20 protein-coding genes are annotated in these 18,527 nt (G+C 63.1%); 15 read left to right on the top strand and 5 right to left on the bottom strand.

What is annotated here, in order from left to right; all coding sequences use genetic code 11:
* Positions 1–9 precede the first annotated feature (9 nt).
* Complete coding sequence (locus tag IPK59_05180) at positions 10–1,155, top strand: aminotransferase class I/II-fold pyridoxal phosphate-dependent enzyme (GenBank protein MBK8158186.1); 1,146 nt, start codon at positions 10–12, stop codon at positions 1,153–1,155.
* A 21-nt stretch (positions 1,156–1,176) separates the two neighbouring features.
* Here IPK59_05180 and IPK59_05175 read toward each other — a convergent pair whose 3' ends face one another.
* Entirely contained in the window at positions 1,177–2,442 is a 1,266-nt protein-coding gene (locus IPK59_05175; protein MBK8158185.1) for a tyrosine--tRNA ligase, read from the bottom strand.
* A gap of 253 nt (positions 2,443–2,695) precedes the next feature.
* Here IPK59_05175 and IPK59_05170 point away from each other — a divergent pair, with 253 nt between their 5' ends.
* The 3 genes from IPK59_05170 (at position 2,696) to IPK59_05160 (ending at position 4,803) form a co-directional block, all read left to right on the top strand.
* Complete coding sequence (locus IPK59_05170) at positions 2,696–3,787, top strand: anhydro-N-acetylmuramic acid kinase (protein MBK8158184.1); 1,092 nt, start codon at positions 2,696–2,698, stop codon at positions 3,785–3,787.
* 118 nt (positions 3,788–3,905) lie between these two features.
* Entirely contained in the window at positions 3,906–4,337 is a 432-nt protein-coding gene (locus IPK59_05165; protein ID MBK8158183.1) for a GFA family protein, read from the top strand.
* 223 nt (positions 4,338–4,560) lie between these two features.
* A complete protein-coding gene (locus IPK59_05160) occupies positions 4,561–4,803 on the top strand; it encodes a hypothetical protein (protein MBK8158182.1) in 243 nt (80 codons plus the stop codon).
* Here the strand turns inward: IPK59_05160 and IPK59_05155 are convergent.
* The 4 genes from IPK59_05155 to IPK59_05140 form a co-directional block, all read right to left on the bottom strand.
* A complete protein-coding gene (locus IPK59_05155; protein ID MBK8158181.1) occupies positions 4,773–6,446 on the bottom strand; it encodes a phosphatidylinositol-specific phospholipase C in 1,674 nt (557 codons plus the stop codon). The genes IPK59_05160 and IPK59_05155 overlap by 31 nt on opposite strands.
* Positions 6,447–6,470: 24 nt before the next feature.
* Positions 6,471–6,935 (bottom strand): hypothetical protein, encoded by a 465-nt coding sequence (locus tag IPK59_05150; GenBank protein ID MBK8158180.1) that lies wholly within the window; start codon positions 6,933–6,935, stop codon positions 6,471–6,473.
* Positions 6,936–7,034: 99 nt separating this feature from the next.
* A complete protein-coding gene (locus IPK59_05145) occupies positions 7,035–7,520 on the bottom strand; it encodes a hypothetical protein (GenBank protein ID MBK8158179.1) in 486 nt (161 codons plus the stop codon).
* A gap of 813 nt (positions 7,521–8,333) precedes the next feature.
* The gene (locus IPK59_05140) at positions 8,334–9,002 is read right to left on the bottom strand and encodes an alpha/beta hydrolase (protein MBK8158178.1); all 669 of its coding nucleotides are present in this window, start codon (positions 9,000–9,002) and stop codon (positions 8,334–8,336) included.
* 295 nt (positions 9,003–9,297) lie between these two features.
* On the opposite strand from IPK59_05140, the gene cysE reads away from it, so the two are divergent.
* The 11 genes from cysE to IPK59_05085 are packed head-to-tail and all read left to right on the top strand — an operon-like array spanning position 9,298 to position 18,514.
* Positions 9,298–10,062, top strand: coding sequence for a serine O-acetyltransferase (cysE, locus tag IPK59_05135; protein ID MBK8158177.1), 765 nt, complete (start codon positions 9,298–9,300; stop codon positions 10,060–10,062).
* Positions 10,063–10,110: 48 nt separating this feature from the next.
* Complete coding sequence (locus tag IPK59_05130; GenBank protein ID MBK8158176.1) at positions 10,111–10,605, top strand: Rrf2 family transcriptional regulator; 495 nt, start codon at positions 10,111–10,113, stop codon at positions 10,603–10,605.
* Between the two features lie 28 nt (positions 10,606–10,633).
* Positions 10,634–11,776: a cysteine desulfurase gene (locus IPK59_05125; GenBank protein MBK8158175.1), complete on the top strand. Its 1,143-nt coding sequence runs from the start codon at positions 10,634–10,636 to the stop codon at positions 11,774–11,776.
* Positions 11,777–11,800: 24 nt separating this feature from the next.
* Positions 11,801–13,075 carry an IscS subfamily cysteine desulfurase gene (locus IPK59_05120; protein MBK8158174.1) on the top strand — a complete coding sequence of 425 codons (1,275 nt, stop codon included), beginning with the start codon at positions 11,801–11,803 and terminating at the stop codon, positions 13,073–13,075.
* A gap of 35 nt (positions 13,076–13,110) precedes the next feature.
* Positions 13,111–13,506 (top strand): Fe-S cluster assembly scaffold IscU, encoded by a 396-nt coding sequence (gene iscU, locus IPK59_05115; GenBank protein MBK8158173.1) that lies wholly within the window; start codon positions 13,111–13,113, stop codon positions 13,504–13,506.
* Between the two features lie 5 nt (positions 13,507–13,511).
* Positions 13,512–13,916 (top strand): iron-sulfur cluster assembly accessory protein, encoded by a 405-nt coding sequence (locus IPK59_05110; protein ID MBK8158172.1) that lies wholly within the window; start codon positions 13,512–13,514, stop codon positions 13,914–13,916.
* 9 nt (positions 13,917–13,925) lie between these two features.
* The gene (gene hscB, locus IPK59_05105) at positions 13,926–14,579 is read left to right on the top strand and encodes a Fe-S protein assembly co-chaperone HscB (GenBank protein ID MBK8158171.1); all 654 of its coding nucleotides are present in this window, start codon (positions 13,926–13,928) and stop codon (positions 14,577–14,579) included.
* Between the two features lie 11 nt (positions 14,580–14,590).
* Positions 14,591–16,489, top strand: a complete 1,899-nt coding sequence (gene hscA / locus IPK59_05100) for a Fe-S protein assembly chaperone HscA (protein ID MBK8158170.1) — start codon at positions 14,591–14,593, stop codon at positions 16,487–16,489.
* A 53-nt stretch (positions 16,490–16,542) separates the two neighbouring features.
* The gene (locus IPK59_05095; GenBank protein ID MBK8158169.1) at positions 16,543–16,878 is read left to right on the top strand and encodes a ferredoxin family 2Fe-2S iron-sulfur cluster binding protein; all 336 of its coding nucleotides are present in this window, start codon (positions 16,543–16,545) and stop codon (positions 16,876–16,878) included.
* 27 nt (positions 16,879–16,905) lie between these two features.
* Entirely contained in the window at positions 16,906–17,100 is a 195-nt protein-coding gene (iscX, locus tag IPK59_05090) for a Fe-S cluster assembly protein IscX (protein ID MBK8158168.1), read from the top strand.
* A complete protein-coding gene (locus tag IPK59_05085) occupies positions 17,093–18,514 on the top strand; it encodes a hypothetical protein (GenBank protein ID MBK8158167.1) in 1,422 nt (473 codons plus the stop codon). Before iscX ends, IPK59_05085 begins: the two co-directional genes overlap by 8 nt.
* Positions 18,515–18,527: the final 13 nt, after the last annotated feature.

Here is an 18,527-nt window from a genome sequence, read left to right as displayed (position 1 = left end):
GGTCCGATCATGGCGCTCAAGGCCTCGCGCCGCGCGGCGATCGATCCCTTCATCGTCATGGAAGTGATGCGTGCTGCCAACGAACGGGCGGCAAGCGGCGGCGACGTCATCCATATGGAAGTGGGCCAGCCCTCGACGCCGGCACCCCGCGCCGTGCGCGAAGCGGCGCAGAAGGCCCTCGATCGCGACCTCATCGGCTATACGGATGCCCTGGGGGTGCCGGCGCTCCGCCGCCGCATCGCCCAGCATTACAGCGAGTTCTACGACATCGACGTGGCCGCCTCGCGGATCGCGGTCACGACCGGCTCCTCGGGCGGCTTCCTGCTGGCCTTCCTCGCCGCCTTCGATCCCGGCGACCGGGTGGCGCTCGCGATGCCGGGCTATCCCTGCTACCGCCATATCCTCGCCGCGCTTGGCCTCGAACCGGTGCTGATCGAGACCGGGCCGGAGACCAAGTTCCAGCCGACCATCGCCGCCCTTGAGGCGCTGGCAGGCAGGCTCGACGGCCTCATCATCGCCTCGCCCTCGAACCCGGTGGGCGCGGTGCTGCCGGCGGCCGAGCTCGACGTCATCGCCGCCTGGTGCGCGAAGAACGGCGTGCGCCTCGTCTCCGACGAGATCTATCACGGCATCACCTTCGGGACCCATGCCAGTAGCGCCGCATGCCATGACGGTGCCATCGTCATCAACAGTTTCTCGAAATATTTCAGCATGACCGGCTGGCGCTTAGGGTGGATGGTGCTGCCCGACGACCTCGTGAAGCCGGTCGAGCGCCTCGCGCAGAATTTCTTCATCTCCGCGCCATCGCTCTCGCAATTGGCCGGTGGTGCCGCCTTCGACGCGCATGAGGAATTGCAGGGCAATGTCGCGCGCTATGCACAGAACCGCGAACTGCTGCTGAACGAGCTGCCGCGTGCGGGCTTCGATGATCTCACCAGCACCGATGGCGCCTTCTACATCTATGCCCATGTGGCGAAGCTCACCGATGACAGCCTCGGCTTCTGCCGGCGCATGCTGGCCGAAACCGGCATCGCCGCCACCCCCGGCATCGATTTCGATCCGGCGCGCGGCCGTCACTACATGCGCTTCTGCTTCAGCGGTGCCACCGCCGACATGGCCGAGGCGGCAAGACGGTTGATCGCCTGGCGGAAATAGCAGCCCTGCCGCGCAGCGCCGTCAGCTAAGGCGCACCACCACATGCTTCTTCTTGCCGGAAGAGAGCTTGATCACCCCGTCCGCATTGAGGTCGGCCCGCGTGATCTTGTAGCTGTCGTCGCTGATGGCCTGGTCGTTGAGCCTGGCGCCGTTGCCCTTGATGAGGCGCCGCGCCTCGCTCTTCGACGTGACGAGCCCCGCCAGCACGAGGAGATCGATGGCAGCGATGCCGGCCCCGATATCGGCGGCCGGAACATCAATGGTCGGCAGATCGCCGCCCAAACCACCTTCGACGAACACCTTGCGCGCGGTGGCTTCGGCATCCGCTGCCGCCGCTTCGCCCCGGCACAGTTTGGTCGCTTCATTGGCGAGGATGATCTTGGCCTCGTTGATCTCGGCACCTTCCAGCGAGGCAAGGCGCTCGATCTCCAACAAAGGCAGATCGGTGAAGAGGCGCAGGAACCGGCCGACATCGGCATCCTCGGTGTTGCGCCAGAACTGCCAGTAGTCATAGGCGCTCAGGCGCTCCTCGTTGAGCCACACGGCGCCCGCCGCCGACTTCCCCATCTTGGCGCCCGACGCCAGCGTGATGAGCGGCGAGGTGAGGCCATAGAGCGAAGCATCGTCGCAGCGGCGCCCGAGCTCGACACCGTTGACGATATTGCCCCACTGGTCGGAGCCACCCAGTTGCAGCGCGCATTTGTAGCGCCGCGACAGTTCCAGGAAGTCATAGGCCTGCAGGATCATGTAGTTGAATTCGAGGAAGGTGAGCGGCTGCTCGCGCTCCAGCCGGATCTTCACGGAATCGAAGCCCAGCATGCGGTTGACCGAGAAGTGCCGGCCATAGTCGCGCAGGAACTCAAGATAGTTGAGCTTGTCCAGCCAGTCGGCATTGTTGACCATGATGGCATCGGTGGGGCCATCGCCGAAGGTCAGGAACTGCGCGAAGATCTTCTTGATACCGGCGATGTTGCGCGCGATGTCCGCGTCGGACAGCACCTTGCGCATGTCGTCGCGCCCCGTCGGGTCGCCCACCTTCGTGGTGCCGCCGCCCATGAGCACGACCGGCTTGCCGCCCGATTTCTGCAGCAGGCGCAGCATCATGATCTGGACCAGCGATCCCACATGCAGCGAATCCGCCGTCGCATCGAAACCGATATAGGCGATGAGCGGCCCGCCCTTGGCGCCCGGTTTTGCGAGGGCGTCGAGCTCCTCCATGGCGGTGCATTGGTGCAGATAGCCCCGGGCGACGAAATCGCGCAGGAAGGGGGAATGCGGCTGGAACATGGGACTGACTCGTTGGGCGTTGCTTGTCTTGTGGCCGGTCATGTAACACATTCGGCCGAGAGGGGCCAAGCGGGGCAAGAATCGGCTGCTTTGTACTTACAGGACGGGGTGTTACCGCTCACCCCGACCCTCTCCCCGCCCCGGAGGCGAATGCCGACCTTCGTCGGCGGCGCGGGGCGAGGGAGTTTCGAGTGAGCTTAACAGGAAGCCCCTCGCCCCTCTGGGGAGAGGGGTTGGGGTGAGGGGGCCTTAAATGGCGGTAAAATGGGCGATCGGGCTGATGAGCGGCACTTCCGGCGACGGGGTGGACGCGGCCCTCATCCGGGCCGATGCCGAACGCATCCACGACTTCGGCGCCGAGCTTTCGGTGGCCTATGAGCCAGCCTTCCGCGACCGCCTCAAAGCCTGCTATGGCGGCAAGGGGCCGAGGACCGAAATCGACGCCGTCGCCCGCGAACTCACCGAACGCCATGCCGAGGCGGTGCGCCTGCTCCTGCTGAAGGCGGCAATGCTGCCGACCGACATCGCCGTCATCGGCTTCCACGGCCAGACCATCCACCACGCCCCCCATGAGCGCCACACCTGGCAGATCGGCGACGGCGCGCTGCTGGCGAAACTCACCGGCATCGATGTGGTGAACGACTTCCGCAGTAGGGACGTGGCGGCGGGCGGGCAGGGGGCGCCGCTGGTGCCGATCTTCCACAAGGCGCTGGCCGACATGCTGCCGCCCGAGGTCAAGCGGCCGCTGGCCGTGCTCAACATCGGCGGCGTCGCCAACGTCACCTGGATCGGTCGTGACGGCGCGTTGCTTGCCTTCGACACCGGCCCCGGCAACGCGCTCATCGACGATTGGGCGCAGCGTCATGAGGGCCGCCCGGTCGATCTCGGCGGGGCTCTCGCGCGGGCTGGCCGCATCGACGACGATGTGCTGGCGCATTTGCTGAGCCATCCCTTCTTCGATCTCCCGGCCCCGAAATCCCTCGACCGCAACGCCTTCCACTCCAAGATGGTCGATCATCTCAGGGCGGCGGACGGTGCCGCGACCCTCACCGCCTTCACGGCGGCCGCCATCGCCCGCGCGGTGCATCTCTTCCCCGCGCCCGCGCAGAACTGGCTGGTGTGCGGCGGCGGAAGGCATAACCCCGTGCTGATGGAGGCACTCATCGAGCGCCTCGATGCCCCCGTGCGCGGTGTCGATGAAGTGGGCTGGAACGGCGACGCCCTTGAAGCCCAGGCCTTCGCCTATCTCGCCTTGCGCAGCCTTGCGGGATTGCCGTTAAGCTATCCCACCACGACCGGCGTGCCTCAACCCATGACCGGCGGCAGGTTGTGGCAAGTGCAATAGCTCGCACTTGCTGTCTTGAAGCCATTCCCTCTCCCCTCGCGGGAGAGGGTCAGGGTGAGGGGGCGAAACTGACGACTCCCACCAAACCAAAACCGCAACCAAGCGAGGAGCAGGTACGATGTCCGATCAACATGAAGGCGGTTGCGTCTGCGGCGCGGTGCGCTATGTGACGCGTGGCCTGCCGGAGCGCGTCAGCATGTGCCATTGCACCTGGTGCCAGCGCCGCACCGGCTCGGCCTTCGGCACGGAGGCTGTCTTCAAGCATGCGAACGTGAGGTTCACGGGCGCACCCTTGCGCGTCTATCGCCACCTGTCGGATGAATCCGGCCGCTGGCTCGACCAGCATTTCTGCGCCACCTGCGGCACCAATCTCGGCCTCACCATGGAAGCCGTGCCCGAGATCCGCTCGATCCCCGCCGGCACCTTCGACGACTCATCCTGGCTGAAGCCGGGCGAGATCCCCTTCCGCCACATCTTCATGCGCTCCGACCACGGCTGGGCCGCCGTGCCGGAAGGCATGGAGCAGTATGCGGAGCATTTCCGGAAATAGTACAACCACCGCCGCAGTAGACTACTCCTCCCCCCTTTAGGGGAGGCCGGGAGGGGGGCGGTAGCGATGGTCCCATCCGCTAGAAGCCTCCACCCCTTCCTGTCGTCCTCGCCCCTTTTCGCCGGCCATCAACAAGCGCGTGGCTGCCCCGCCTGCGCGGCCCATGACCGGGGCTGTCGCGACGAAGGATGCAGGCTAAATTGATCTTGCGCCGGATGTCCTCGTGCGCAACGGCATGGCGCAGGTCGCCAACGAGACCGGCCTGTCCCGTGGACTGCTCTATCGCTCTTTCAGCGAGAAGCAGCCCGGCCTCGAAATCACCCCGCGCCTCATGAAGGCCCTCTGCTTCGGCCTTTCGGTCAAGGCATCTCCTTTTCTGGGCTGGGTCCGCAGCTATAGAGAGACGGGTGTCGCCAGGCGGCGATTGCCATCCCATCAAGCAGACGAGCACACCTTCACGATGTAGGGTGGTGTGCGGGCAATGGATCGGTAGAGTTTCGCCGTCTCATCCCAAACAAGATAGCGGGCATGATAGCCGCTCCCGCTGCTCACCGCCTTTTCCGTCACGAAATATCCCTCGATGCCCGTACTCCCGCTTCTGCTGGCCCACTGCCAATTGTTGCCTTGGATGAAGTCGGTGTCCTTGTCGCTCTCCTGGGCATAGAGACCGATCCAATCCCACGTGCCCGGCGTGCTCCCCTGCCAATACAGCGTCATCCAGCCTCTTTCCGAGGGACCCAACCCGACCACCAGATCATGCGGACCGTTGGAGACCGGCTGCGCACCCGAGCGCAGGATCTCAGCGACCGATGCCGGCGTATGGCGGGCGGGCTGAGGAAATTTCCCTTTCAATGGCGACAAGTCGTTCGAGGTCACCAGCGTGTAAATCAGATCAGTCGTGAAGTCGGGAAAATCCATCATGAACCAGCCGAACCGGATGCAAGAAGCACGGCGCGTGAGATCCGAGGACAGCCTGGGATTGATCGCCATGGCCATTTGATAGGGGATGCGGTCCGGCACGGAGGAGGCCGACGAGAAGTTAATATAGAACTCGCTTCCCGGCCCCACGATCGCCTTGTCGATCATCTTCGATATTGCGTCGAACTTGGCCACGACATTATCCGTGTCATAGTAATCTTGCAGATGGGCCGTGACGACTACCCTTGGGTCGTTCCGGCTCCGGTAGCTGATTGACATGTCCTTGGCGTTGTTGGCCCAGCCGCTGGAGAAGTCGAGGCCGTAACCGTGACTAAATCCTATTTGTGGCAGCTTGTACCGGCGCATCAGCACGATTCGACCGCGGGCCGCGCGTAGGCTCGGCACGGTATCGTCGGTAATGACAAGGCTTCCATATGCCTTGAGGTACCCATCTCGAACGAGGCTCGCGAAGCTGGTGCCGTCGCTGTCATCCCGCTCTTCGTTTTTCACCGACATGACAATGAACTCGAGCGGATTGGCGGCAATGAAATCGGCCACGGCCGTGAGGACATCGGAGAACGTCAGGGAGAGTGGAATGGGGCCGTGATAAAGTGCCAGTTTGCCGTCCTTCTCCTTCAGCCGGATATCCAAGAAGCGGATGCCGGCGCTGAGTTGTTCCGGTATGGACAGATTCTGCGTGGTGGCTTCTCCGACCCACGTTCGGTAGGCACCACTGTCATGGGTGCCGGGCAGGTTTAGGCAAGAGATCGGCACATCATCGAACGGCAGGTAGGACATCCAACGGGAGAGCGGGTATCTTTGCGACGAAACACGCGACGGAATGGGCGGCGTGCGCCTGAGCGCGACATACTTCCTCAATTGTTCATCCCAGCGCATGTAGCGGGCTTGCACGCCCGGTCGCGCCATATCCCACGGGACAAACGGAGCCCCTCCGGAGACCCATTTCCACGTTTCCTGGGCATCATCCGGCGCGTCGAGGGAGGGGAAGATTCCAACCCAGTCCCACTTGTCGGGGCTTGTGGATGACCAGGTCAGCTCCAGCCAACCTCGCTCATTGGCGCCAAGACAAATGCTGATGCTCTCCAAGGCCCCGGACTCTTCCTGTGTGCCAAGCTGATTGGCGGCCTGCCGCGCATAGTCGGCCGGCGGATTTTCAGGGGCGTTCTTCATGTCAGCCGTCCTTTCCTCTGCGATTTAGCTCGGCCATACCCGTCGACCAATGCTCATGAATTTCGTGACGGCCAGTGACCCACGTTCGTTCCGGGCCTTGCTGCCGGGGGCTTCGAGCGTCGCGGTTATCGCGTCGCGCTCGGCCTCAAAGATCACAATCGGTGTGAACATCTCGTCCATGACGATGAGGAGGACGGCGTCCCACGGTTTCTTCAGATCGATCTTGCCAACCCGTCCGGCGAACTTCTTAGCCGTTGGAATTGCGCGCGCCTTGATCTGGAGACGTCGGCCATTGGCGTCGATGGCGTCGTAACCTGCCTCGCGGGCAACGGCCAGTTCGAGCTTGAGTAGCTGGGCTGCCTGGAACTCACCAATCTCGCCGGTGATGCCGAGTGGTTTGCCGGTGAGACGATGATATTCGACCGCGAGTAACCGAGCCTTGGCTAGAAGCGCTCCTATTTCCTCGGACGTGGCCGGTGGAGCATCCATGTTTGCCTCTCAGATAGAATTGTACGAACCGGGTTAGGAAAATCGGGATCAAAGTTAATCTACAATTTGGCTCTCAGTCAGATCCTATTTCCCGCCCCCCTACCTCTCAAAATAATTCACCTTCGCCGTATCGAACGTGCGGATGAACACGATGCGGTTATCTGCTTCTTCCCAGACGCGGCTGAAGAAGCCCGGCACAATTTCTCTGCTCTCGACCGGCGCGCCGTATTTCTCGGTGAGGTCGCGCAGCAGCTCGTCGGCGAGGGGCATCGTCCTCAGATCCAGGTTCGCGCTGACAAGCTTCCTTGTCTCAAGGTCGAAATAGAAGAGGACAATGTAGGTATACGCGCCCTCGACATGCCAGCCGGCCAGCATCGCGGCGCTGCGTCCGTCGCTGATGTATTCCCGGGTCTGGGCCTGCACCTTTTCATCGAGCGGCGTCAGTTTCACCGGGCTGGCGGCGATCACCTCGTCGAGGCTCATGCCCCATTCGGTATAGGCCCAATCGGCTTGCCCGGCGCGCGGCAGAGCGAGGGCCATGAAAGCGATAACGGCAAAAGCGAGGATATGGCGACCGCGTGACATGCCGGTTCTCTCCCGTTCATCCGATGCGCGGCATTGCGTGCCGGTCGCGCACCATCCTTCCCCGTCTGCGCCGATCCCGGCAATGCGCCAGGCGCGACACTCGTTCACAGTCGCCGGGCGCTATGTTGAATCAGTTCCCTATTTGTTCTTGACAAAACACTAGGAATACGATACTATTCAAACTGCGCGCAGATTGAATTTGAAACTGCCGGCCGAGGGCTCTTTCACCTGCAGGTGAGATGCATCCCCGGGCCGTTCATCTGGAATTGCTCGGTTGTCTCCGGCGCAAGCTGTGGGCTCTTCGGCGCGTGGCGCCGTTGGGGCCTGGCGGCGCAGGCCGGAACCCCCCGCGTCGGGGCCCTCTCGGGACAGGCGCACCTTGGCTGATGGTCGATCAGCCTCCCGGATCGGCAGGAAACCGATCCCCTCCGGACCCAGCAGGCTGCGGGTCCCACGCGGCGAGGCGGGTGACCTCGTCCCCTGGATCGGCGAGGGCACCGATCCCCGCCTGGACCGCGCGGGCAGCCGGTCTCCCGGGATCGCATGGGTCAGGCGATTCCCCCGCCCGGCGGGTCAGCCGGGCATCTACGCAGGCGCTCGGCAGGTCAGCCGGGCATCTGTGCCGGCCGGTCCCCAGCCTCGATGGGGCAGGAGCGGCCGGGACGCTGCCCGAGTGATTCCAGATGCACGGCCTCAATCGACCAACCCAGATCGACCAACCCGGATCAACCAGCCGAGATCAACCGATCAGGAGATCGGAAAAACCGGCGGATCTGAAAATCAGGAGGGATCCAACCGCGCGCGCAGCGCCGTCTACTTCCCGGCCCGCGATTTGGCAGCGGCTTCCGGCAAGGCGGTGTCGAGATAGGTGTCGCAGATGCCCATCAACTGGTCGAGATGCTCGGTGAAGAAGTGCGAGGCACCCGGCACGATCTTGTAGTCGATCTTGATGCCGCGCTGATGGGTGAGCTTGGTCACCAGCTTCTGCACGGATTCCTGCGGCACGACATTGTCCTGGTCGCCCTGCACCACCAGGCCCGAAGACGGGCAGGGGGCGAGGAAGCTGAAATCATAGATGTTGGCCGGGGGTGCCACCGAGATGAAGCCGGAGATTTCCGGGCGGCGCATCAGGAGCTGCATGCCGATCCAGGCGCCGAACGAAAAGCCGGCGACCCAGCATTGCGGCGCGTTGGGGTTCCAGGTCTGCAGCCAGTCGAGGGCCGCCGCGGCATCCGACAGCTCGCCTTCGCCCCGGTCGAACTTGCCCTGGCTGCGGCCGACGCCGCGGAAGTTAAAACGTAGGACGGAGAACCCACGCTGCTGAAAGCACTGATAAAGGCTGTAGACCACCTTGTTGTTCATCGTGCCGCCATGCTGGGGATGCGGATGCAGCATGAGAGCTATGGGCGAATTGGGGGAGGTCGCCTGCTGGTAACGGCCTTCAAGCCGGCCTTCCGGCCCGTTCATGATGATTTCAGGCATGTCTCGTCCAATTAGCTGATATAAATCAGCAGGTTACAGATCCAGGGCCAGCTTGCCGCCAAACCCAAATCCAGAAGCCCCCGGGTGACCGATCTCCGCCATACCTGACCATTGTCAATGGTATTTGATCGGCTAGGGCTTTAGGCAATGACGATCAATACTTGATCGCGCTACTCAGGTACATTATATCAGCTTCGAAGCGGTCACAGCGCCGTCAGGCCGTCCCTATAGTTGAGTGATAGAATCAGCTATTGGGGCCGGAACCCGCGGCGCGCTAATAAACACGATGGCGATCATGTTTTTCAAGAACATTGCGGAAGACCTGGATGCAATGATGGCGCGGGACCCCGCTGCGCGGTCCCGGCTGATGGTCGCCTTGACCTATCCCTGCTTCCACGCGGTCCAGCTCCATCGCCTGGCCCGGCCGATCTATCTGGCCGGTTTCCCCACTTTGGCGCGGATGATCTCGCAGTTTTCCCGCTTTATCACCGGCATCGAGATCCATCCCGGCGCCCAGATCGGCAAGCGCCTGTTCATCGACCACGGCATGGGTGTCGTGATCGGCGAGACGGCGGTGATCGGCGACGATGTGACCCTTTACCATGACGTGACCCTGGGCGGCATCGCGCCCGCCATCAATTCGGCGCAGCAGGTCAATGTGAAGCGCCACCCGACGCTGGAAGACGGCGTCATCATCGGCGCCGGCGCCCAGGTGCTGGGCGACATCACGGTCGGCAAGGGTGCGCGCGTCGGCGGCAATGCCGTGGTGATCAAGAGTGTCCCCGAAAACAGCGTCGCAGTCGGTGTGCCGGCGCGGATCGTGATGCCCAAGGAATGCGGCAGCGAGTTCGCCGCCTACGGCATCCCGACCCAGGATTTGCCCGATCCGGTCGCCCGCGCGATCGAGGGATTGCTGGAACAGATGACGCGCATGCAGGGCCGGATCACGGCGCTGGAGAGTGAGCTCGACGGCTTTGCCGCCGGAACTGCCGGCAAGGCAGCCGAGGGCAATGGTCATGAACAACCCGGCGCCGAGGCGCGCCGTTTCGGACGGAATTGAGAGCCGGGCAGCGCCCTTCGCTGACCCGCAAGCTTTAGGAGAAGTGTCATGAGATTGAGCACCAAAGGCCGTTACGCCGTGATGGCGCTCGTTGATCTGGCGACCAACAGCCAGGGTAGACCGGTATCGCTGGCCGATATTTCCGGGCGTCAGGAGATTTCCCTGTCTTATCTCGAGCAGCTGTTCGCCAAGCTGCGCCGGGCGGGATTGGTGAAGTCCGTGCGCGGTCCGGGTGGCGGCTATCTGCTGGCCCGCACGGCCGACGATACGCGCATCGCCGACGCCATCCTGGCAGTCGACGAGCCGATCCGCGCCACGCGCTGCAAGCCGAACACGGCGACCGGCTGCCATGCCGACAAGTCGCGCTGCCTCACCCATGATCTGTGGGAAGAGCTCTCGCGCCAGATCCATCTGTTCCTGAGCTCGGTCTCGCTGGCCGACGTCGTGGAGCGGCGCATCCTCGGCATCGCCCACAAGGTCGAGGGCGTTTCCGCCGGCAATGGCGCGTCGCATCCCAACGACGCCGCCGCCGCGGCGGAATGAACGACAACAGCAGGATCAGATCAGGGATATGAACCGCGGCATCTACATGGATTGGAATGCAACCGCCCCGCTGCGCCCATCGGCGCTGGCGGCGATGACGGCTGCGTTGCAGGAAGTGGGGAACCCGTCCTCGGTTCATGCCTTCGGCAGACGCGCCCGCGCCTGGGTCGATCATGCCCGCGAGGCAGTGACCGCTCTGGTGGGCGCCAAGGCACCGCTGGTGACTTTCACCTCCGGCGGGACCGAGGCCAACAATCTTGCGCTCAACACGCGCTTCAATCGCCCGCTGATCGTCTCGGCCATCGAGCATGAATCGGTGCTGCGGCCAGCGCGTCTCGCCGGTGCGCAAATTGCCCGGGTGGGGCGGAACGGCGAAATCGACGTGGCGCATCTCAGCCATCTCATCGACAAGGCAGGCAGCCCGGCCTTCGTCTCGGTAATGCTCGCAAACAACGAAACAGGCGTCATCCAGCCGGTGGCGGAGATCGCGCGCATCGCCAGGTCGAAGGGTGCCGTCATCCATTGCGACGCGACCCAGGCCATCGGCCGCTTCCCCGTCGACATCAATGAGCTTGGCGTCGATTACCTGACCCTGTCCGCCCACAAGATCGGCGGCCCGCAGGGGATCGGCGCCCTCATCCTCGGCGGTGAATTGCCGGTGGAGCCGCTGGTGCAGGGCGGTGGCCAGGAACGCAATCGCCGCGGCGGGACCGAGAATGTGGCCGCCATCGCCGGCTTCGGCGCCGCGGCCCAGGAAGCCGCGACCCTTTCCGACAGCGACCGGATCACGGCGCTGCGCGATCTGCTGGAAGAAAGGCTGATCGGCTTCGGCCTGCCGCTCACCATCTTTGGCCGCTCGGCGGCGCGGCTTCCCAACACGACCTGCTTTGCCAGCGGCACCAAGACCGCGGAAACGCTGGTGATGGCGCTGGATCTCGCCGGTATTGCGATCTCGGCCGGTTCAGCCTGCTCCTCCGGCAAGGTGCGCCCCAGCCATGTCATCTCGGCCATGGGGTTCGACGCGGCGACCGCCGGTTCCGCCATTCGCATCAGCCTGGGCTGGCAGAATACCCAGGCCGAAATAGATCAGTTTATCGCCGCCTGGGGCCGCGTTCAGCGCGCCGGGCTGGCACGCAACGATGATGCCGATGCACGTATTTCGGCAGCATAAGAGAAGAAGGGTCACGACAGAATCATGAACATCGCCAACCAGAATCAGAAGACGGCAACGAAGGACGCGCTTCCCGGCGCCAATGTTCCGAAGCTGCCGATCTATCTCGACTACCAGGCGACGACGCCGTGCGACCCGCGCGTGGTCGAGGTGATGCTGCCTTACTTCACCGAGAAATTCGGCAACCCGCATTCGCGCAACCACCAATATGGCTGGGACGCGGAAGCCGGCGTCGAGAAGGCGCGTGCGCAGGTGGCTTCCATTATCAAGGCCGATGAGAAGGAAATCATCTTCACCTCGGGTGCGACGGAATCGAACAACCTCGCCATCAAGGGTGTGGCGCATTTCTACAAGGACCGGAAGAACCACGTCATCACCACGGTGACCGAGCATAAATGCGTGCTCGATTCCTGCCGCCATCTGGAGTTGGAAGGATTCGAGGTCACCTATCTGCCGGTGCAGCAGAACGGCCTCATCGATCTTGAGGTCTTGCGCAAGGCGATCACGCCGAAGACCGCCATCGTCTCGATCATGGCGGTCAACAACGAGATCGGCGTCATCCAGCCTCTGGCCGAGATCGGCAAGATCTGTCGCGCGGCCGGCGTGTTCTTCCACACCGACGCAGCGCAGGCCGTCGGCAAAATTCCGATCGATGTCGATGCCATGAATATCGATCTGCTGTCGATCTCGGGCCACAAGATCTACGGACCCAAGGGCATTGGCGCGCTCTATGTCCGCCGCAAGCCGCGCGTGCGCCTCGAAGCCTTGATCCATGGCGGTGGCCAGGAACGCGGCTTCCGCTCGGGCACGTTGCCGACCCCGCTTTGCGTTGGCCTGGGCGAAGCCTGCGCCATCGCTGAGAAGGAAATGGGTGCCGAGGCGGAACGCCTGAAGAAGCTCTCCAAGCGCTTCTATGACGGCATCACCGCGAAGCTCTCGGAAGTCTATCTCAACGGCGATGTCGAGCACCGCATTCCCGGCAATCTCAATCTCTCCTTCGCCCATGTCGAAGGCGAAGGCCTGATGATGGGGATCAAGGATCTCTGCGTCTCGTCGGGTTCGGCCTGCACCTCGGCCTCGCTGGAGCCCTCTTATGTGCTCCGCGCGTTGGGCGTCGAAGTGGAGATGGCTCACACGTCGCTCCGCATCGGCATCGGTCGGTTTACGACCGAGCAGGAAGTTGATTACGCCGTCGAACATCTGGTGCAGGCGGTGCTGCGGTTGCGCGAAATGAGCCCGCTTTGGGAAATGGCGCAAGCCGGAATTGATATCAAGTCGATCCAATGGGCCGAGCACTAAGCCAGGCATTGGACAGAGAGTGTAAGGAGTAGGTCATGTATAGCGAAAAAGTCGTCGACCATTACGAGAACCCCCGCAACGTCGGTGGTTTTGGCAAGGAAGAAGCTGGTGTCGGCACCGGTCTCGTGGGGGCGCCCGCCTGCGGCGACGTCATGCGCCTGCAGATCAAGGTCGAGGACGGCCGGATCACCGACGCGCGCTTCAAGACCTTCGGCTGCGGCTCGGCCATCGCCTCGTCGTCGCTCGCGACGGAGTGGCTCAAGGGCAAGACCCTCGACGAGGCCGAGACCATCAAGAACACCGAGATCGCGCAGTTCCTGTCGCTACCGCCGGTGAAGATCCATTGCTCGGTCCTCGCCGAAGACGCAATCAAGGCGGCGATCAAGGATTACCGCGATAAGGCGGGCTCTGCGGACAAGGCGGCGGAATGAGCGAGATGAACACACATGCGGAAGTGGCGGCACCTGCCGCGACTTCGGCCGCGCCGGCAAAGCCCGCCAGGCGGCCGAAGCCGGCGGCCATCACGGTAACGCCGGCGGCGGTCGCGCGTGTGCGCGAATTGCTGGAGAAGCGCGGCAAGCCATCGGCCGGCATCCGCATCGGCATCCGGTCGAAGGGCTGCTCGGGCCTTTCCTACACGATCGAATATGCCGATGAACCGGGTGTCGGTGATGAATCGGTTGTGCTGGATGGCGTCACCATCCTGATCGACCCGAAGGCGTCGCTGTTCATCTTCGGGACGGAAATGGATTTCGTGGAAGAAAAGCTGCAATCCGGCTTCGTGTTCCGCAATCCCAATGAGAAGGGGCGCTGCGGTTGCGGCGAATCCTTCCACGTCTGAGTGGGTGCGATGGCTGTGGTTGAAAAATTGGGCGGCACGGGATCGGGTGCCGGGGGTGCCGGCGCGGGCTTCGTGCCGTGCTGGTCGTGCAAGGGTCCGGTAGCGAGCCGGGCGCTGTTCTGCCACACCTGCGGCGCCGTCCAGGCGCCTGGATCGACCGATCACTTCACGCGTTTGGGGATGCCCCAGAACTTCGATCTCGATGACGAGAAGCTCGAGAAGCAATATCTCGGCTTCCAGCGCGTGCTGCATCCCGATCGCTTCGCCGGCAAGCCCGTCAAGGAGCGCGTCATCGCGGAGAGCCAGGCCGTGGCGCTCAACGAAGCCTATGAGACACTGGGCGATCCGCTGAAGCGCGCCACCTATCTGCTGCGCCTCAAGGGCATCAACTCCGAAGTGGCCGAGGACAAGACGGTCAACGATCCCGCCTTGCTGATGGAAGCGCTGGAGAAGCGCGAGGCGCTTGCCGAGGCCGAGAGCGCCGACGCCATCGAAGAGTTGATGATCAGTGCCGGTGCCACAGCGATCCAGTTGCTGAGCGACATCTCGCTGGCCTTTGCCGCCGATGATCTTGCCGCCGCCAATCGGTCCGTGCTGCGCCTCAAATACCTGCGCAAATTCCTGGAAGAAGCGCGCCTCCGACGCGCCGCCCTGGAGTCCTAAAGGGTGATGTTCTGATGTTGTTGCAAATTCACGAGCCGGGTCAGACGCCGGCGCCCCATGAGCTGGAGCGCAGCCAGGCGATCGGCATCGATCTCGGGACCACGAATTCGGTCGTCGCCATGGTGTCCGGCGAGCATCCGGAAGTGCTGCGCGATGCGTCCGGCGATGGGCTGGTGCCCTCCGTCGTCGCCTATGTCTATGACGAGCCGATCGTCGGCAAGCAGGCGCAGGCTGAACTCGCGCATCATCCCGATCTCGTCATCTCGTCGGTGAAGCGCCTGATGGGACGTGGCATCCATGACGTGAAAACGCTGGCGGGTGCGCTGCCCTATGAACTGGCGCCGGCAGATGGTGAAAAGACCGGCGGCATGGTGCGTCTCAAGGTGGGCGACCAGATCCTCTCGCCGGTCGAGATTTCCGCCGACATCCTGAAGGCGCTGAAGCTGCGCGCCGAGATCAGCCTGGGCCACAAGGTCGAGAAGGCGGTCATCACAGTACCCGCCTATTTCGACGATGCCGCGCGCACCGCAACCAAGGACGCAGCACGCCTCGCCGGCCTTGAAGTCCTGCGCCTGGTCAACGAGCCCACGGCGGCGGCCCTCGCCTACGGGCTCGACAGCGCGGCGGAAGGCATCTACGCGGTCTACGATCTGGGCGGTGGCACCTTCGATATCTCGCTCCTGAAGTTGCAGAAGGGCGTGTTCCAGGTCCTGGCCACCGGCGGCGATTCCCAATTGGGCGGCGATGATTTTGATCACGCGCTCGCCGAATGGGTCATGCGCCGCACCGGCATCACCGGCCTGACGAGCGGCGAAGCCAAGGTCCTGCTGCAGGCAGCGCGCACGGCCAAGGAGCGTTTGACCACCGCGTCGGGTGCCGAGTTGAAGGCGACGGTGGCAGGTCACGATGTTCGGCAGTCGATCGACCGTGGCACATTTGAAATTCTGATCGAACCCTTGCTGGGCCGAACGCTCCGCGCCTGCCGACAGGTGCTGGAGGACGCCAAGCTCAACGTGTCCGAGGTAAAGGGCGTGGTGCTGGTCGGTGGCTCGACGCGCGTGCCCTTGGTGCGCGCCATTGTGGCCGATTTCTTCAAGCAGCAGCCTTTGGCCGACATCAATCCAGATGAAGTCGTGGCCGTCGGTGCGGCCCTCCAGGCGAAGGCGCTGACGCAGGGGTCGGATACCTTGCTGCTCGACGTCATTCCGCTCTCGCTCGGCATCGAGACGATGGGCGGTATCGTCGAACGCGTGATCGAACGCAACACGCCCATTCCGGTGACCAAGGCGCAGGACTTCACGACCTACCAGGACGGCCAGACCGGCATGCTCATCCATGTCGTGCAGGGCGAACGCGAAACCGTCGATGCCTGCCGCTCGCTGGGCCGCCTGGAACTCACCGGCATTCCGTCCATGGTGGCGGGGGCGGCGCGCATCCGCGTCACTTATGCCGTCGACGCAGATGGATTGCTGACGGTCAGCGCCGAGGAAAAGACGAAAGGTGTGAAGGCCGAGATCGCGGTGAAGCCCAGCTACGGCCTCTCTGATGACCAGATGGCCGATATGCTGCGCGACAGCCTGACCTATGCCCGCGAGGATATGGAGAAGCGCCTGCTGCTCGAATCCCGGGTCGAGGCGGAGCGTGTGCTGCTCGCCCTGAACGCCGCCTTGAAGGCCGACGGCCCCCTGCTGACGGCCGCCGAGCGGGCCGAGATCGACCGCGTGGCGCAGGCGCTCAAGGGGCTGATCCCGGGCGACGACCGGGTCCGGATTCATGCCGCGATGGAAGATCTGGACCGCGCGACCCATGATTTTGCCCAAAAACGCATGGATCGCGCCATCCAAATGGCGCTCAAGGGCCAACGGCTTGACGAAGTTGAGGCCGGTATGGCAACTGACGGCGCGCAATAGAGATTTATCGGGGCAGATCCCAGGATGGGGCCCGTGACGGAGAGTGTGACGAAATGCCGAAGATGACGTTTGTGAAGCAGGACGGGACCCGGGTCGAATGCGAAGCACCGCTGGGTCTCTCGGTGCTGGAAGTGGCCCATCGCAACAGCATCGATTTGGAAGGCGCCTGTGAAGGGTCGCTGGCCTGCTCGACCTGTCATGTCGTCATCGACCCGGAATGGTATGACGTGCTGGCCGAGGCCACCGAGGACGAGGAAGACATGCTCGATCTCGCCTTCGGCCTCACCAAGACCTCGCGCCTCGGCTGCCAGATCAAGATGACCGAGGAGCTGGACGGCCTGGTCGTCAGCCTGCCCTCGGCCACGCGCAACATGCAGGTCGATAAGTAAGTCGGGGCAATCATCATGGCGAAGAAGCTGCGCTGGACCGACGTGCATGACATCGCCATCGAACTCGAAGACCGCCATCCGGATGTCGACGTCGTCAATCTGCGCTTCACGGATCTCTGGAAGTGGGTCCAGGAGCTGCCGGATTTCGGCGACGATCCGCAGAAGAGCAATGAGAAGGTGCTCGAGGCCATCCAGATGGCCTGGCTCGACGAGCGTGACTGACATCAGGGCACACCACGCTCAGTTGCAAGGCTGGCTCAAGGCCGGCTGGCGATCCGCCACCCGTTATCCTGGATCGAACATGGTCGGCAATGGCCTCACTAGATTTCTTGCCATGCCATGGATTGATCCGCTCTGTCTCTTAGGGATGGGCTGGATCCTGCCGGCGGCCCGTTGTTGGGCGGCGGCCGGCTCCGGCGATGTTGCGGCCTTTGCGGCGGAGCTGTCATTGCCGCATGTTTCTTCCGATATGGCTGACCGTGTCCGGCAAACAGCAGAACTGCGACAGGTTGCGCTGGCGGCGCAGGCGCAGTGGATTGCGGCGGCATTTGACGGTGTCGGGGATCTGCCGGTGGCCGAAAGATACCGGCGCGAAGCGGCGCATACTTACATTGGCCAACGACTTGCCTATCTATGGTTCGCTAGACGAAATCGTGTTCACGCTGCGAAACTTGATGTCCCGGCCCCGCATGAGATTGAGGCGCTGATTGACACCTATGGTGATGATCCAGACGCATTCTTCGCCCCTTGGCCCGAACCTGTTGCAATTGAACGCAGTCAAACAATCGAACATGCAGACGTCAAAGAGTACTGGCTGCGTCTGCCATCGCCAGACGCGCCCGAAGACACCTGCTGGGTCCATGTCTACGAAGGTCACAGCAAGAATGGCGCGCCTATCCCAAGCTTGATCTTTGGCCATGGCCTGGCCATGGAAATGGAAATGATGCGCGGTGACATGCGCGGGTATCGTGGCCTAGCCGCGCGGGGCTGTCGGATACTGCTACCGGACGCACCAGGTCACAACCGGCGGGTAGCGGCTGGGCAATATGGCGGCGAGAGTTTCATGTGCCGGCCGCCCTTGTCAGGCCTACTCCATTTCCAGAAGTCTGCCCGCGAGCTGGCAGCCATCATTGCCTGGTGCCATGAGACGCAGGCGGCGCCGGTGGCACTTGGCGGCATCAGCCTTGGCGCACTAACAGCGCAGGTTGCTGCGCAGCATCTCGCTCATTGGCCGGCGATCTCACGGCCGGATGCCATGATGCTCCTGACGACGACCGATAAGATCAGTTCTTTGACCTTTACCTCTTCCCTGGCGAAGGTCTCAGGGCTTGGCACGGCGGCGAGGAAAGCTGGTTGGGCCGATCAGGAAATTGCATTGTTGGGCCGCTTCACTGACACCGTCGGTCCCGCGCCGATCGACCCCGCCAAGATTGTCCTGATGCTCGGCACGCGTGACGATGTGACGCCATATGACGGCGGGAAGCGGTTGGCGGAATGCTGGAATATTCCGCCTGATAACCTGTTTGTGCGTGGACAAGGGCATTTTTCGGCTGCAATAGGCCTGGGTTCCGATCCCGCGCCATTTGGGCGCATCTTGGCCATTCTGAAGGCGCAAATTGGCGGATCTGGACAGTAATGTTATAAGCTCG

Source organism: Rhodospirillaceae bacterium (assembly GCA_016712715.1).
Classification (GTDB): Bacteria; Pseudomonadota; Alphaproteobacteria; order Dongiales; family Dongiaceae; genus Dongia.
The sequence above is the reverse complement of the archived record's forward strand: the minus strand, read 5'-3'. Positions and strand labels throughout refer to the sequence as shown.

What these genes read in the sequence shown, in the direction of transcription:
- hscB (MBK8158171.1), top strand. Translation starts at nt 13,926, where the DNA reads ATGGCTGTGGTTGAAAAATTGGGCGGCACGGGATCGGGTGCCGGGGGT.
- IPK59_05140 (MBK8158178.1), bottom strand. Translation starts at nt 9,002, where the DNA reads ATGCCTGAAATCATCATGAACGGGCCGGAAGGCCGGCTTGAAGGCCGT.
- IPK59_05175 (MBK8158185.1), bottom strand. Translation starts at nt 2,442, where the DNA reads ATGTTCCAGCCGCATTCCCCCTTCCTGCGCGATTTCGTCGCCCGGGGC.
- IPK59_05120 (MBK8158174.1), top strand. Translation starts at nt 11,801, where the DNA reads ATGAACATCGCCAACCAGAATCAGAAGACGGCAACGAAGGACGCGCTT.
- IPK59_05155 (MBK8158181.1), bottom strand. Translation starts at nt 6,446, where the DNA reads ATGAAGAACGCCCCTGAAAATCCGCCGGCCGACTATGCGCGGCAGGCC.
- IPK59_05130 (MBK8158176.1), top strand. Translation starts at nt 10,111, where the DNA reads ATGAGATTGAGCACCAAAGGCCGTTACGCCGTGATGGCGCTCGTTGAT.
- IPK59_05150 (MBK8158180.1), bottom strand. Translation starts at nt 6,935, where the DNA reads ATGGATGCTCCACCGGCCACGTCCGAGGAAATAGGAGCGCTTCTAGCC.
- IPK59_05110 (MBK8158172.1), top strand. Translation starts at nt 13,512, where the DNA reads ATGAACACACATGCGGAAGTGGCGGCACCTGCCGCGACTTCGGCCGCG.
- IPK59_05145 (MBK8158179.1), bottom strand. Translation starts at nt 7,520, where the DNA reads ATGTCACGCGGTCGCCATATCCTCGCTTTTGCCGTTATCGCTTTCATG.
- IPK59_05165 (MBK8158183.1), top strand. Translation starts at nt 3,906, where the DNA reads ATGTCCGATCAACATGAAGGCGGTTGCGTCTGCGGCGCGGTGCGCTAT.
- IPK59_05125 (MBK8158175.1), top strand. Translation starts at nt 10,634, where the DNA reads ATGAACCGCGGCATCTACATGGATTGGAATGCAACCGCCCCGCTGCGC.
- iscU (MBK8158173.1), top strand. Translation starts at nt 13,111, where the DNA reads ATGTATAGCGAAAAAGTCGTCGACCATTACGAGAACCCCCGCAACGTC.
- IPK59_05095 (MBK8158169.1), top strand. Translation starts at nt 16,543, where the DNA reads ATGCCGAAGATGACGTTTGTGAAGCAGGACGGGACCCGGGTCGAATGC.
- IPK59_05180 (MBK8158186.1), top strand. Translation starts at nt 10, where the DNA reads ATGGCGCTCAAGGCCTCGCGCCGCGCGGCGATCGATCCCTTCATCGTC.
- IPK59_05170 (MBK8158184.1), top strand. Translation starts at nt 2,696, where the DNA reads ATGGCGGTAAAATGGGCGATCGGGCTGATGAGCGGCACTTCCGGCGAC.
- cysE (MBK8158177.1), top strand. Translation starts at nt 9,298, where the DNA reads ATGTTTTTCAAGAACATTGCGGAAGACCTGGATGCAATGATGGCGCGG.